Here is a 13,598-nt window from a genome sequence, read left to right on the forward strand (position 1 = left end):
ACGCGCAGCCTCGATGGCGGCGTTGAGGGCCAGCAGGTTGGTCTGCTGGGCGACCGACTTGATCACGTCGAGCACGCTGCCGATTTTGTCGCTCTCGGTCTTAAGCTGGTTCATCGCTTCGCTGGAGTGCCCGACTTCGGTGGCCAGGCGTTCGATCTGGGCGATGGCCTCGCCAACCACCCGATCACCCTCGCGAGCCTGCTGGTCGGCCATCAGCGCCGCTTCCGAAGCCTGCTCCGCGTTGCGCGCCACTTCCTGCACGGTGGCTGCCATTTCGTTCATGGCGGTCGCCACCTGGTCAGTCTCGACTTTCTGGTTGTTGACCCCGGCGCTGGTCTGCTCGGTGACGGCCGACAACTCTTCGGCAGCACTGGCGATCTGGGTGACACCGTCGCCGATGCCGCTGATCAGTTCGCGCAGGCCCTGGGTCATGCGCTGCATGCTGGCTTGCAGTTGGCCGAGCTCGTCGCGACGTTGCACCTGCAGTTCCTGGCTCAAGTCGCCGCTGGCCACGCGTTCGGCGGCGCTGAGGGTCTGGCGCAGGGGCACGACGATCTGCCGGGTGATGGCCCAGGCGGCAATGATGCCTAGCAGCAGGGCAAGGGCACTGGCTCCGCCCAGTAGGGTCTTGGCCTGCAGGGCACCACTGTTGCGCACGGCGGTCTGCGATGCGGTCATCTGCGTACCGGCATCCATCAGCACCTGGCCCTGTACGACCATGCGTTGCAAGGTCTGCTCGGCGCTGGTCTGCGCTGCGCCAAACTGGTTCACCGCATCGCGATAGGCGCCCATGGCATTGGCGGCATCATCGAGACTGGCGGCGTATTCGGCGGGCACCCTGGCCGGCAGGGCCTTGAGCACAGCGAGCGCCTGGTCGATGGCATCCAGCGCGGTCTGCTGGAATTCGGCCTTGCCGCTATAGGTGTAGCCGCGCACCTGGAAGCGCGCCTGCTGGAGCAAGGCGCTGGCCTGCACGATCTGTTGATAGAGGCTGATGTCGCCACCTTGCGCAAGGCGTTGCTGCACCTGGCCGATCAGCGCAGCGGCCTTGTCGGCGCTGTCACCCAGCACACTGCGGGCGGCTTCACGACGCTGGCCGGCCTGCTTGAGCTCGACGAAGGCCTGGCGGTATTGGCGCACGGCTTGACGCTGCTGCTCCAGGCGCTGGTGATCCTGCGGATGCTCGATCTGCCCGAGCATCATCTCGACCTGCTGCTCGAGCTTGCCGAGCGCTTTTTCCAGCTCACCCGCCGATGCGTCGTCGCGATTGCGTTCGTACTGCTGGCGGGCGATGCGCAGGTCCTGGCTGTAGCCGAGGATCACGGAGATGTTGCCCAGCTTGTCACCGCGGTCGATGATCGAGTCCATGCCGCGCCAGCCTGTGGCGGTGATCGCCATGGTCAACAACAGTACCAGGCCGAAGCCGGCCCCCAGTTTGCGACTGACGCTCACGTTTCCCAGCGACTGGACAACCTTTCCGTACATGACGATCTCCCCGGCGACTTGAAAAGCCAGAATTTTCTTGTGTTGCAAGGCCATCGGCCTGTTGGGGAGAAACTTGATGGCAGGATGCTGACCGAATGGTCAGAATATTCGGGAAAGCAGAGCCGTGACCGCTGTTTCCACGCGCAGGATGCGCTCGCCCAGTTGTACGGGGGCCAGGCCGGCCTTGCCCAGCAGTTCCACTTCGTAGGGGATCCAACCGCCTTCCGGGCCGATCGCCAGGGTCACCGGCCCTTGCACCGCGCGGGGACAGGCCGGGTAGGGGCCGGGATGGCCAACCAGGCCGAGAGTGCCGTCGGCGATGGCGGGCAGCCGGTCTTCGACGAAGGGTTTGAAGCGTTTTTCGATGATGACTTCCGGCAGCACGGTATCGCGTGCCTGCTCAAGGCCCAGGATCAGGTTCTCGCGGATGCTGTCCGGCTGCAGGAACGGGGTCTGCCAGAAGCTTTTCTCGACCTTGTAGCTGTTGACCAGGACCAGCCGTGGCACGCCAAGGGTGGCGATGGTCTGGAACAGTCGGCGCAGCATCTTGGGGCGGGGGACGGCCAGCACCAGGGTGAGCGGCAGCTTCGCGGGTGGTTGCTGGTCGAAGCTGACCCGCAGCTCGGCTTCGTGGCCCTCCAGGCGGATGACCTCGGCCTGGCCCATCAGGCCGCCGATGCGGCCTACGCGCAGGTTGTCGCCCACCGCCACGCGCTGGATGTCCTGCATGTGCGTGAAGCGGCGGTCGGCCAGTACGACACGGTCGGCCGCGACGAAGTCGGCCTCCTCGAGCAGCAGCAGGTTCACGCCTGGGTCGCTGGCGGCTGGTCGTTGTGGTCGTCCGCAGCTTCATCCTGCGGATGGCTGCGCTTGCGGATCAGGCCGCCGAACAGCACGCCGATCTCGAACAGCAGCCACATGGGCACGGCCAGCAGCGTTTGCGAGAAGATGTCCGGTGGCGTGAGGATCATGCCGACCACGAAGCAGCCGATGATCACGTAGGGACGGATCTTCTTCAGGTACTTCACATCGACCACGCCGATCCACACCAGCAGCACCACGGCCACCGGAATCTCGAAGGCGACGCCGAAGGCGAAGAACAGGGTCATGACGAAGTCGAGGTAGCTGGCGATGTCGGTCATCATCGACACGCCTTCAGGGGTGGCGCTGGCGAAGAAACCGAAGATCAGCGGGAACACCAGGAAGTAGGCGAAGGCCATGCCGGCGTAGAACAGGATGATGCTGGAGATCAGCAGCGGGATGGCGATGCGCTTTTCATGGCGGTACAGCCCCGGTGCGATGAAGCCCCAGATCTGTTGGAGGATGAACGGGATGGCCAGGAACAGCGAGACGATCATGGTCAGCTTGAACGGCGTGAGGAACGGCGAGGCCACATCGGTGGCGATCATCGTCGCGTTGGCCGGCAAGTGCGCACGCAAGGGCGCCGAGACCAGGGTGTAGATCTGCTGGGCGAAGGAGAACAGCCCGGCGAAGATCAGGAAGATAACGGCGACGCAACGCAGCAGGCGGGTGCGCAGTTCGGTCAGGTGCGAGACCAGCGGCATGGGCTGGTCGTGTTCCGGAGTTTCGCTCATGGGGCTCGGGGCGGCTGGTGCGGCTCAGGGGTGGTCGTGGGCGCCGCAGGGGCGGCATTGGCGTCGGCGGCAGGTGCGGGAGTCTCGCTCGCGGCCGCTGTGTTCACGGGCTGCGCGGGCGGTGTCTGCGGGTTGAGGATGCGCTTGGCTTCCTGTTCCATCTGCAGGATGTGCTCGTTGTGCAACTGGCGGCGGATGTCATCGGCACCGATTTCGCGCTCGACTTCCATCTTGATGCTGTTGAAGCTGCGCTTGAGCCGGCCGATCCACAACCCCGCGGTACGCGCGGCGCCGGGCAGGCGCTCGGGGCCGAGCACCAGCAAGGCAACCAGGCCGACGAGCAGCAGCTCGCTGAAGCTGATGCCGAACATGGGTCAGTCTTTCCGTTGTGGCTCTTGGACCGGCTGAGCCTGGCCCTCGATGGTGTGCGGCTGGTTCAGCGGCGCGGTGTTGTGCGGCTGCTGGGTGGGTTGCACGGACGGCTGGACAGGCGGCGGAGTCTGCTCGGCAGGCTTGCTCTCTTCCTCGTTCATGGCCTTGCGAAAGCCCTTGATCGATTCGCCCAGGTCACTGCCGAAGTTCTTCAGCTTCTTGGTGCCGAACACCAGCACCACGACGACCAGCAGGACGATCCAGTGTTTCCAGTCAAAGATACCCATGGTGTACTCCCTTGAATGATGTGTAGCCTGAGCGGGCGTTATCGCGGGGGCGAGCCCGCTCCTGCAGGGGCATGGCGATCAGGTCGGTTGGCGCGCGGCCTTCTCGTCATGGCCGGAAAGCCCGAAGCGGCGGTCGAGTTCGTCCAGTACCGCCTGTGGATGCTGCCCCAGTGCGCTGAGCATCACCAGGCTATGAAACCACAGGTCGGCGGTTTCATAGATGACATCACTGTAATCCTTGCTCACGGCGGCGTCCTTGGCGGCGATGATCGTCTCGATCGACTCTTCGCCAAGCTTTTCCAGAATCTTGTTCAGGCCCTTGTGGTAGAGGCTCGCCACGTAGGAGCTGTCGGGGGCCGCCTGCTTGCGTTGCTCGAGCACTTCGGCCAGGCGATCAAGTGTGTCGCTCATGTTCAGTGCCCCGCGTGGTAGATGGTGTCAGGATCTTTCAGAACCGGGTCTACGATCTTCCACTCACCGTTTTCGAAGACGCGATAGAAGCAGCTTTCACGGCCGGTATGGCAGGCGATATGGCCCAGTTGCTCGACCATGAGGATGACCACGTCGGCGTCGCAATCCAGGCGCAGTTCATGCAGTTTCTGCACATGGCCGGACTCTTCGCCCTTGCGCCACAGCTTGCCTCGCGAGCGCGACCAATAGATGGCGCGGTTCTCGGCGGCAGTCAGGGCGAGCGACTCACGGTTCATCCAGGCCATCATCAGCACGCGCCCGGTCTTGTGGTCCTGGGCGATCGCCGGTACCAGGCCATCGCTGTTCCACTTGATCTCGTCCAGCCAGTCTTTCATCGTCGACTCCAAAACAGGCCCGCTCCCGTACCGGGCCCTTTGCGCCTAGTGTGCCAGCCAGCAGCGCGGCTGGCTATCGGCGCACGATCAGGTAGAGCCCGGCAACCAGCATCAGCCACGCCGGCCAGGCGGCCGGAGCGCTGAGGCTCGCGGCACCGGCGGCCAGGGTCGCGCCGCCACCGAGCAGGCCGGCACCGAGCAGGCGCAGTGCCCAGTTGTCGCCCGCACGGCGACGCTCCGGCAGTTGCGGGTCGTGCAGGTGCGGTTGCGACAGGCGTTCGAGCAGGTCGCGGGTCATGTCGGCCAGGTGCGGCAACTGCTCGGCCTGGCTGTAGAGGTTGCCGAACACCGCCTTGGGGCTCATGCGTTCGCGCATCCAGCGTTCCAGATAGGGTTTGGCGGTGCTCCACAGGTCCAGGTCGGGGTACAGCTGGCGCCCCAGGCCTTCGATGTTGAGCAGGGTTTTCTGCAGCAGTACCAACTGCGGCTGAACTTCCATATTGAAGCGGCGGGCCGTCTGGAACAGACGCATCAGCACCTGGCCGAAGGAAATATCCTTTAACGGTTTTTCGAAGATCGGCTCGCACACGGTGCGGATCGCCGCTTCGAATTCGTTGACCTTGGTGTGCGCCGGCACCCAGCCCGAATCGATGTGCAACTGCGCCACGCGGCGGTAGTCGCGCTTGAAGAAGGCGATCAGGTTGCGTGCCAGGTAGTCCTGGTCTTCGGCGGTCAGGCTGCCGACGATGCCGCAGTCGATGGCGATGTACTGCGGGCTCCACGGCTTGACCGTGCTGACGAAGATGTTGCCCGGGTGCATGTCGGCGTGGAAGAAGCTGTCACGGAACACCTGGGTGAAGAACACCTCGACGCCGCGCTCGGCCAGAAGCTTCATGTCGGTGCGCTGGTCGGCCAGGGTGGCCATGTCGGTGACGGGCACGCCGTAGATGCGCTCCATTACCAGCACTTTCGGGCGGCACAGGTCCCAGTACACCTGCGGCACGTACATCAGCTCCGAGCCTTCGAAGTTGCGGCGCAGTTGGCTGGCGTTGGCCGCTTCGCGCAGCAGGTCGAGCTCGTCGTAGATGGTCTTTTCGTAGTCGCTGACCACTTCCACCGGGTGCAGGCGGCGCGCATCGGCGGAGGCCCGTTCGGCAACCTTGGCGATCAGGAACAACCACGCCAGGTCCTGGGCGATCACGGGCTTGAGGCCCGGGCGAACCACCTTCACGACCACCTCTTCGCCGGTCTTGAGGCGTGCGGCATGGACCTGGGCGACCGAGGCGGAGGCCAGCGGTTCGACGTCGAAGCGGCTGAACACCTCGCCGACTTTCGCGCCGAGCTGCGCTTCGATCAGCGCCACGGCTTTCTGTGGGTCGAACGGTGGCACGCGGTCCTGCAGCAGCATCAACTCGTCGGCGACGTCCGTTGGCAGCAGGTCGCGGCGGGTGGAGAGCAGTTGGCCGAACTTGATGAAGATCGGCCCCAGGTCCTGCAGGGCCAGGCGCAGGCGCGCGCCCCGGCTGAGCTCGCTGGGCTTGCGCGGCAGCCAGCGCCAGGGCATCAGCAGGCGCAGGCTGAGCAGCCACCAGGGCAGGGGCAGGTCGAACAGCAGGTCATCGAGACGGTAGCGGATCACGACGCGCTGGATGCGCAACAGACGGCGGACGGCGAGCAGCTTCATGCGTTATCGCTGGAATCAAGAGTGTGGGAAAGGCGACGGATGCGCGCCTCGAGACGTTCGATATCGACCTTCAGCGCATCGAGCTCGCTGAATGCCGCTTCGGCTTCGCGCTGCCCGACCAGGGTGCGCGATTCCTCGGCGAGGTATTCGGACAGGTTCTGGCTGAAGCGCGACAGGCCTTGCCGGGTCCAGCGTGCGCGCAGGCGCAGGTGGCCGGCGATCAGCGCGGTGGGGACCGGCCCCAGCCAGCGCGACAGCTCGTACTCCCAGTCGAGCTCCAGGTCCTGCAGCACGCCGACCAGGTCGAGCAGCACCGCGCTGTCGCCATGCAGTTCGACCTGCGGGCTGTGCAGCACGGCGTTCTTGTCCTTGGCGAAGGCCAACTGGGCCAGGCTGCCGGCTGGGGCACGCAGGGTGCAGTCGACCTCGCCCTCCCAATGCGCGGCGAGCATCAGGCCCTCTTGGTCGGGCAGGATGAACAACTGCAGGGCGGGCTGGCGGCAGTCGATGGCGATCACCTTGCCTTCCAGCGCACCCAGGCGCGGCAGCGCCGTGCTGTCCATGCGCAGCACACGGTTGAGCCCGTGCTCGACGCTGGCGAGCAGCCCGGTCAGGAGCATCAGGGCTTGATTCCCCGGTGCACGGCGACGATGCCGCTGGTCATGTTGTGGTAGGTGACGCGGTCGAAGCCGGCATCGACCATCATGCTTTTCAGCGTTTCCTGGTCGGGGTGCATACGGATCGATTCGGCCAGGTAGCGATAGCTTTCCGAGTCGTTGGTGATCAGTTTGCCGGCCAGGGGCATGAAGGCGAAGGAGTAGGCATCGTAGGCGCGCGACATCAGTTTGTTGGTGGGTTTGGAGAACTCCAGCACCAGCAGGCGGCCGCCGGGCTTGAGCACACGCAGCATCGAACGGATGGCTTCATCCTTGTGCGTCACGTTGCGCAGGCCGAAAGCGATGGTCACGCAGTCGAAGTGGTTGTCGGGGAAGGGCAGCTTTTCCGCATCGGCCTGGACGAACTCAATGTTGCCGGCCACGCCACGGTCGAGCAGGCGATCACGGCCGACCTTGAGCATCGATTCGTTGATGTCGGCCAGTACGACCTGGCCGGTCGGGCCGACCAGACGCGAGAACTTGGCTGCCAGGTCGCCGGTGCCGCCAGCGATGTCGAGCACGCGGTTGCCGGTGCGCACACCGGACAGCTCGATGGTGAAGCGCTTCCACAGGCGGTGCAGGCCGCCGGAGAGCACATCGTTCATCAGGTCGTACTTGGCGGCCACGGAGTGGAAAACCTCGGCGACCTTCTTCGCCTTCTGGCTCTCGGGGACGTCCTGGTAGCCAAAGTGGGTGGTGGGTTCGGCGTGGTCGCCTTTGCGCTGGTCGTTCATATCGCTTCACCGGAAAAAATTACCGCCATTCTAGGGTGAACGGGCGGATTTGTCTTGGCGGGGTGTGCCGTGTCGCGGGCGCGGGCATAATGCCGATTATGTCTTCATTGCCTGGATACCCCGAATGACTCAGATCAGCGTCGAACGCAAACATTCCCTCGGCCGCGAAGCTGCCCGGGCCAAGGCCGAAGGCCTGGTCGACAAGCTGTCGCGCGAGTACGACCTCAAGGCCACCTGGAACGGCGACCGCGTCGATGTCGCGCGCAGCGGCGCCAACGGTAGCGTGCACATTGGCGAGGACACCATCCGTGTCGAGCTGAAGCTGGGCATGATGCTGTCGATGATGAGCGGCACCATCAAGGGCGAGATCGAGCGCGCGCTGGACAAGGCGCTGGCCTGAGGCGCGGGGCTGCACGGCGACCCTGGCCCTTCACCTTAGGGTGAGAATTCTAATTTCCCACCCTATCTTCATGCTCAAGCCCGCATTCCAAGGGCAGTTCCTCCATCCACACCGAACGTGAGGTGCAGAGCATGGCCAAGTTGACCCTGAAAAAGAAAGAAGACGCCCAGGACAGCACCCTGAGCGAAGTGCGCGGCTACGCGCGCAAGATCTGGCTCGCCGGCGTCGGCGCTTACGCCCGTGTCGGCCAGGAAGGCTCGGAGTACTTCAAGGAGCTGGTCAAGGCCGGTGAAGTCGTCGAGAAACGCGGCAAGAAAACCCTCGACAAGAAGCTCGACGCGGCCAACGGCCAGCTCGACGAAGCGGCCGAGGAAGTGAGCCGGGTACGCGGCAAGGTCGAGGTCCAGCTCGACAAAATCGAAAAGGCTTTCGACGCACGGGTGGCCCGCGCCTTGAATCGCATCGGCATTCCGTCTAAACATGACGTTGAGGCGTTGTCCATCAAACTCGAACAGCTGACCGAGTTGCTCGAGCGTGTCGCGCGCAAACCATAAGGAGAGCAGGATGGCTGGCAAGAAGAACACCGAAAAAGAAGGCAGCTCCTGGATCGGCGGGATCGAGAAGTACTCCCGCAAGATCTGGCTGGCTGGTCTGGGGATCTACTCCAAGGTCGACCAGGATGGTCCCAAGCTGTTCGATTCGCTGGTGAAGGACGGCGAGAAGGCTGAAAAGCAGGCGAAGAAGGATGCCGTTGCGGCCAAGTCGGCGACGACCTCGCGGGTCTCCGATGTGAAGGATCGCGCGCTGGGCAAGTGGAGCGAGCTGGAAGAGGCCTTCGACAAGCGTCTGAACAGTGCAATCTCGCGCCTGGGCGTCCCCAGCCGTAACGAGATCAAGGCGCTGCACCAGCAGGTCGACAGCCTGACCAAGCAGATCGAGAAGTTGACCGGCGCCTCGGTGGCACCGGCGTCCAAGGCTGCCGCGAGCAAGACCGCTGCCAAGCCGTTGGCCAAGGCTGCGGCAAAACCCGCCGCAAAACCCGCCGCCAAGCCGGCTGCCAAGACTGCGGCGGCAAAACCGGCTGCCAAGCCTGCAGTTAAGGCCGCTGCGGCAAAACCTGCAGCCAAGACCGCTGCGGCGAAGCCGGCTGCCAAGCCTGCTGCAGCCAAACCGGCCGCCAAGCCCGCTGCCAAACCGGCTGTAGCCAAGAAACCTGCAGTGAAGAAAGCCCCGGCCAAGCCTGCGGCCGCGAAACCGGTCGCTGCCAAGCCCGCAGCTCCGGCCGCTGCTGCGGCGCCAGCACCGAGCGCCGTACCGGCTGGCAATACGCCGTCGGCACCGGTGAGTCCAGCCGGCCAAAGCTGATACCGCGGCGTGCGTTTCGCGGGCAAGTCGCAGCGGCGAACCGCCGCTCCTACAGGTAACAGCACCGTATTCAGAAGTTACGAGGGCTGTTGTGGGAGCGGCGGTTCGCCGCTGCGACTTGCCCGCGAATGCGTCAGTGGCAACACCGCAAGTCCAGCCCCTACACGTCCAGATATTTCCCCGCCAACTGCTCCGCCGCCCTGCGCGCCGGCTCCTGCAGATGCGGCGCCACCAGCATCATCACCTGGTACACCACGATCCCCACATCGCCCTCGCGTCCCAGTACCCGCTGGTAATCCAGCGAGAACAGCAGCGTCAGCGTGATCTGCTCCACCAGTTGCCCCAGCGCCTGAGTCTCGCTCACCACCAATCCCTGGCTCTTGAGGCTGGCCAGCAACGCTGCCAGGGTACGCTTGACCGCATTGATCAGCCCGCGCATGCCGCGCGCCAGCTTGGGCAGGCGGCCGGTCAGGTTCGAGAGGTCCTGGAACAGGAAGCGGTACTGCGACATGCGCTCGACGATCAGGTGCAGGAACAGCCAGTAGTCCTCGGCATCCAGGCGCACCTCCAGTGGTGGATCGAGCAGCGGCATCAACTCGTCTTCGAAGCGCTCGAACAGGCCCATGACCAGCGGCTCTTTGCCGTGGAAGTGGTAGTAGAGGTTGCCCGGGCTGATGCCCAGCTCGTTGGCGATCTCCAGGGTCGAGACGTTCGGCTCGCCCTGGCGGTTGAACAGCTCCAGGGCGCAAGCCAGGATGCGGTCGCGGGTCTTCATGGGCTCAGCGTGCCATTACATAGGTGCCAGGGGCCGGCCCGAGCGGTGGGTAGGATGGCGTGCCCAGTTCGGCCTTCGGCGGCCTGAGGCTGCCTGAGCGGCGTGTGATCCATTCCAGCCACTGCGGCCACCAGGTGCCGTCGCTGCGGGTGGCATCGTGGAACCAGGCGCGTGGGTCGCTGGAGAGCCGGGGGTTTTCCAGGTAATAGGCCTTGGGGTTGCCGGGTGGGTTGATGATGCTCTGGATGTGCCCGCTGTGCGACAGCACGAAGCGGCGCTCGCCGCCCAGCAGCAGGGCCGAGCGGTACACCGCGTCCCAAGGGGTGATGTGATCGTTGCTGCCGGCCACGGTGAAGCTGTCGACCGTGACTTGCCCGAGGTCGATCGGGGTGCCGCACACCTCCAGGCCGCCCGGCTGCACCAGCGGGTTGAGCTTGAAGAAGTCCAGCAACTCGCCGTGCAGGGCGGCAGGCAGGCGGGTGTTGTCGGCGTTCCAGTAGAGTATGTCGAAGGCCGGTGGTGTCTTGCCGAGCAGGTAGTTGTTGACCCAGTAGTTCCAGATCAGGTCGTTGGGGCGCATCCAGGCGAAGATGCGCGCCACTTCGCCGCCGTCCAGCACGCCGCGCTGGTAGGAGCGGCGCTTGGAGGCTTCGAGTGTCTGCTCGTCGGCGAACAGGCTGGCAGGGCTGTCGAACTGGGTGTCGAGCAGGCTCACCAGGTAGGTGGCGCTGCGCACTTTGCGCAAGCGCCCCTTGACCTGCAGATGCCCCTGCAGCGCGGCCATGGTCAGCCCGCCGGCACAGGCGCCCATGAGGTTGGGATCGCGGTTGCCGCTGATGCTGCGACAGGCATCCAGCGCTTCCTCCAGCGCCTGGACGTAGCTCGACAGGCCCCATTCGCGGTGGCATGGGTCGGGGTTGCGCCAACTGACCATGAACACCTGCAGGCCGTTCTTGAGCATGTATTGCACGAAGCTGTTGGTCGGCCCCAGGTCGAACACGTAGAACTTGTTGATCTGCGGCGGCACCACCAGCAGGGGGCGGGTGTACTGTTTCTCGCTCATCGGCTTGTACTGGATCAGTTCCAGCAGCTCGTTGCGAAACACCACCGCGCCAGGGGTGGCGGCCAGATTGCTGCCGACTTCGAAGGCGCGATCGTCGACCTGGCGCGGCAGGCCGTCGTTGTGGCGCAGGTCGTCGAGCAGGTGGGCGAGACCGCGCACCACGCTCTGGCCACCAGTGTTGAGCATCTCCTTGATCGCCAGTGGGTTGAGCAGCGAGTTGCTTGGCGACACGGCATCGGTGAGCAGGTTGAACAGAAAGTGCGCGCGGGCTCGGTCGTCATCGTCCAGCGAGCTTTCCTCGATCCACTGACGGGTCTGCTTCTGCCACGCCAGGTAGGCCTGCAGGCCGCGCCGGTAGAAGGGGTTCTGGCTCCAGGTCGGATCGCTGAAACGCGCGTCCCGAGGGTGCGGCTGGTGGGGTGTGTCGCCGAGCAGCACGCGGCCCAGCTGGCCACCGAGGTTCAGCAGGTGGTGGGCGGTGTGCAGCGGGTTGCGCAGGCCGATGCGTCCGACCTGACGCAGGGTCGAGATCAGGTCGCGGCCGCGCAGGCCGGCGATGGCGTTCTGCACGTTCATGCTGGTGGCCGGGATCGGTGTCGTCCCCTTTGCCGGTTTGTCCTTCATGGCAACAATCCCTCGTCGATCCTTGTCTGCGATGTCGCCTTCGCGGGCAAGCCCGCTCCCACCTGCACCGGATCCGTGGGAGCGGGCTTGCCCGCGAAGGCAGCACCGCCGAGTAACTGAATGTCCTAGCGCCCGCTCACCTCCGAGCCACCGGCCGCGGGTGCATGACCGCACGCTGGCGCTCTTCCTGGAGGAATTTCATGATGATCGGAGCGACGGCCTCGGCGCGGGTAATCAGAAAAAGATGGCCGTCGTCGATTATGTGTAGCTGGGCATTGGGAATCCGCCAGGCCAGCAGCCGCATGTTGATCAGCGGAATCAACGGGTCATCGTCGCCGGCCAGCACCAGGGTCGGCTGGTGGATCTTGTGCAGCCAGTGGATGCTCGTCCAGCCAAGCCCGGCGAACAGTTGCCAGTAGTAGCCGGTCTTGCCGCCGGAACGCACCTTGGAGGCGTGGTGCAGCGCCAGGTCCGGGTCGCGGCGGAAGGCGCCGCCATAAATCATCGGTGCGATGCGGATCACGTGCGATGGCTGCACATAGCGCCGCGGGCTGGCCATCATCCACAGCACCTTGGGCTTGCCGGGCACCATGAAGGCCCCGGCGGCAGTGGCGGCGAGCACCAGTTTCTTGCAGCGTTCGGGATAGTCGTGGGCAAACTGCTGGGCCAGCGCCCCGCCCCAGGACACGCCGATGACATTGACCTGGCCGTAGTCCAGGTAGTCGAGCATGCGTGCGGTGAGCTTGGCCAGGCCCGGAAAGCGGTAGGGGTGGCGGGGCGTCGAGGAGCCGCCGACGCCGGGGACGTCGAAGGCGATGACTTCCAGGTCCGGGTCCAGCGCCTCGATGAACGGGAACACCAGCTCGAGGTTGGCGCCAATGCCGTTGAAGATCAGCAGCGGCGTCAGATGTGGCTTGCCGGGGCGGACGGCGGTGCGGATGGACTGGTTGTCCAGCTCGACGGTCCTGAATACGTAGGGTTGCGACATGCGCCTGACTCTGTGATGAATGAAGCGCCGCGGCCCGCCGGGTGGCCGCGGCGGTGCGACTCAACGCTCGTGCACGTAGGTCCCCGGGGCCGCTTCGCCCGCGCTGTAGGCGCGATTGCCCAGGCGTGTCGGTGCTTTCTTCAGCTCACCGGCGCGTTCACCCAGCCAGGCCTGCCAGTGCAGCCACCAGGAGTCGGCGTGCTTGATCGCGTTCTCCTGCCAGGCCAACGGGTCGTCCGGGCGGTCTTCGCCGGTCAGGAAACGCGCCTTGGGGTTGCCTGGCGGGTTGAGGATGCTCTGGATATGGCCGCTGTTGGAGAGCACGAACTCGATCTTGCCGCCGAACAGGTGCGCCGAGCGGTAGCACGACTGCCAGGGGGTGATGTGGTCGGCGGTGCCGGCGACGCTGTAGATGTCGCACTGCACCTTCTTCAGGTCGATGGCGGTGCCGCAGACTTCCAGCGCGTCGGCGCGGGTCAGCGGGTTGGTCTTGAACATCTCGATCAGGTCGCCGTGGAAGGCGGCCGGCAGGCGTGTGGTGTCGTTGTTCCAGAACAGGATGTCGAAGATCGGCGGCTCGTTGCCGAGCAGGTAGTTGTTGACCCAGTAGTTCCAGATCAGGTCGTTGGGGCGCATCCAGGCGAACACCTTGGCCATGTCGCTGCCTTCGAGCACGTCGGCTGGGGAGGAGTGGCGTTTGGCGGCTTCGAGGGTCTTTTCGTCGACAAACAGGGCCACTTGGGTATCGACCGTGGTGTCGAGCA

17 protein-coding genes are annotated in these 13,598 nt (G+C 64.9%); 3 read left to right on the top strand and 14 right to left on the bottom strand.

The features are described from left to right. The 10 genes from ACPZMI_RS03545 to ubiE all read right to left on the bottom strand — a co-directional run. Positions 1-1,485 (bottom strand): HAMP domain-containing methyl-accepting chemotaxis protein (locus ACPZMI_RS03545; protein ID WP_426351686.1); only part of this gene is annotated, 1,485 nt, incomplete at its 3' end. Between the two features lie 99 nt (positions 1,486-1,584). Further along, entirely contained in the window at positions 1,585-2,292 is a 708-nt protein-coding gene (locus ACPZMI_RS03550) for a 16S rRNA (uracil(1498)-N(3))-methyltransferase (RefSeq protein WP_426351687.1), read from the bottom strand. Continuing rightward, a complete protein-coding gene (gene tatC / locus ACPZMI_RS03555; RefSeq protein WP_063546576.1) occupies positions 2,289-3,080 on the bottom strand; it encodes a twin-arginine translocase subunit TatC in 792 nt (263 codons plus the stop codon). The genes ACPZMI_RS03550 and tatC overlap by 4 nt, the downstream gene beginning before the upstream one ends. Then, entirely contained in the window at positions 3,077-3,451 is a 375-nt protein-coding gene (gene tatB, locus ACPZMI_RS03560; RefSeq protein ID WP_186721338.1) for a Sec-independent protein translocase protein TatB, read from the bottom strand. Before tatB ends, tatC begins: the two co-directional genes overlap by 4 nt. 3 nt (positions 3,452-3,454) lie before the next feature. Further along, complete coding sequence (locus ACPZMI_RS03565; protein ID WP_186665793.1) at positions 3,455-3,739, bottom strand: twin-arginine translocase TatA/TatE family subunit; 285 nt, start codon at positions 3,737-3,739, stop codon at positions 3,455-3,457. A 78-nt stretch (positions 3,740-3,817) separates the two neighbouring features. Further along, positions 3,818-4,150 carry a phosphoribosyl-ATP diphosphatase gene (locus tag ACPZMI_RS03570; RefSeq protein ID WP_054894792.1) on the bottom strand — a complete coding sequence of 111 codons (333 nt, stop codon included), beginning with the start codon at positions 4,148-4,150 and terminating at the stop codon, positions 3,818-3,820. Between the two features lie 2 nt (positions 4,151-4,152). Then, complete coding sequence (gene hisI / locus ACPZMI_RS03575) at positions 4,153-4,545, bottom strand: phosphoribosyl-AMP cyclohydrolase (RefSeq protein ID WP_054894791.1); 393 nt, start codon at positions 4,543-4,545, stop codon at positions 4,153-4,155. A 73-nt stretch (positions 4,546-4,618) separates the two neighbouring features. Then, positions 4,619-6,229: a ubiquinone biosynthesis regulatory protein kinase UbiB gene (gene ubiB, locus ACPZMI_RS03580; protein WP_186710258.1), complete on the bottom strand. Its 1,611-nt coding sequence runs from the start codon at positions 6,227-6,229 to the stop codon at positions 4,619-4,621. Beyond that, complete coding sequence (locus tag ACPZMI_RS03585) at positions 6,226-6,849, bottom strand: ubiquinone biosynthesis accessory factor UbiJ (protein ID WP_426351688.1); 624 nt, start codon at positions 6,847-6,849, stop codon at positions 6,226-6,228. The genes ubiB and ACPZMI_RS03585 overlap by 4 nt, the downstream gene beginning before the upstream one ends. Continuing rightward, positions 6,849-7,619: a bifunctional demethylmenaquinone methyltransferase/2-methoxy-6-polyprenyl-1,4-benzoquinol methylase UbiE gene (ubiE, locus tag ACPZMI_RS03590; RefSeq protein ID WP_186665799.1), complete on the bottom strand. Its 771-nt coding sequence runs from the start codon at positions 7,617-7,619 to the stop codon at positions 6,849-6,851. The genes ACPZMI_RS03585 and ubiE overlap by 1 nt, the downstream gene beginning before the upstream one ends. Positions 7,620-7,743: 124 nt before the next feature. Here ubiE and ACPZMI_RS03595 point away from each other — a divergent pair, with 124 nt between their 5' ends. From ACPZMI_RS03595 to ACPZMI_RS03605, 3 genes are all read left to right on the top strand, one after another. Continuing rightward, on the top strand, positions 7,744-8,019 hold the full coding sequence (locus ACPZMI_RS03595) for a polyhydroxyalkanoic acid system family protein (RefSeq protein ID WP_186665801.1): 276 nt from the start codon (positions 7,744-7,746) through the stop codon (positions 8,017-8,019). Positions 8,020-8,150: 131 nt separating this feature from the next. Further along, positions 8,151-8,573: a phasin family protein gene (locus ACPZMI_RS03600; protein WP_186665803.1), complete on the top strand. Its 423-nt coding sequence runs from the start codon at positions 8,151-8,153 to the stop codon at positions 8,571-8,573. Between the two features lie 10 nt (positions 8,574-8,583). After that, positions 8,584-9,384 carry a phasin family protein gene (locus ACPZMI_RS03605; protein WP_426351689.1) on the top strand — a complete coding sequence of 267 codons (801 nt, stop codon included), beginning with the start codon at positions 8,584-8,586 and terminating at the stop codon, positions 9,382-9,384. A 160-nt stretch (positions 9,385-9,544) separates the two neighbouring features. On the opposite strand, the gene ACPZMI_RS03610 is transcribed toward ACPZMI_RS03605, so the two are convergent. From ACPZMI_RS03610 to ACPZMI_RS03625, 4 genes are all read right to left on the bottom strand, one after another. Continuing rightward, positions 9,545-10,159: a TetR/AcrR family transcriptional regulator gene (locus ACPZMI_RS03610; RefSeq protein WP_426351690.1), complete on the bottom strand. Its 615-nt coding sequence runs from the start codon at positions 10,157-10,159 to the stop codon at positions 9,545-9,547. A 4-nt stretch (positions 10,160-10,163) separates the two neighbouring features. Then, a complete protein-coding gene (phaC, locus tag ACPZMI_RS03615) occupies positions 10,164-11,846 on the bottom strand; it encodes a class II poly(R)-hydroxyalkanoic acid synthase (protein WP_186665809.1) in 1,683 nt (560 codons plus the stop codon). 136 nt (positions 11,847-11,982) lie between these two features. Next, complete coding sequence (phaZ, locus tag ACPZMI_RS03620) at positions 11,983-12,834, bottom strand: poly(3-hydroxyalkanoate) depolymerase (protein WP_063546564.1); 852 nt, start codon at positions 12,832-12,834, stop codon at positions 11,983-11,985. 60 nt (positions 12,835-12,894) lie between these two features. Further along, positions 12,895-13,598: alpha/beta fold hydrolase (locus tag ACPZMI_RS03625; protein ID WP_426351691.1), on the bottom strand; the 704-nt coding region annotated here is incomplete at its 5' end.

Source organism: Pseudomonas wayambapalatensis, from assembly GCF_049942315.1.
In the GTDB taxonomy this organism is placed as follows: Bacteria; Pseudomonadota; Gammaproteobacteria; order Pseudomonadales; family Pseudomonadaceae; genus Aquipseudomonas; species Aquipseudomonas wayambapalatensis.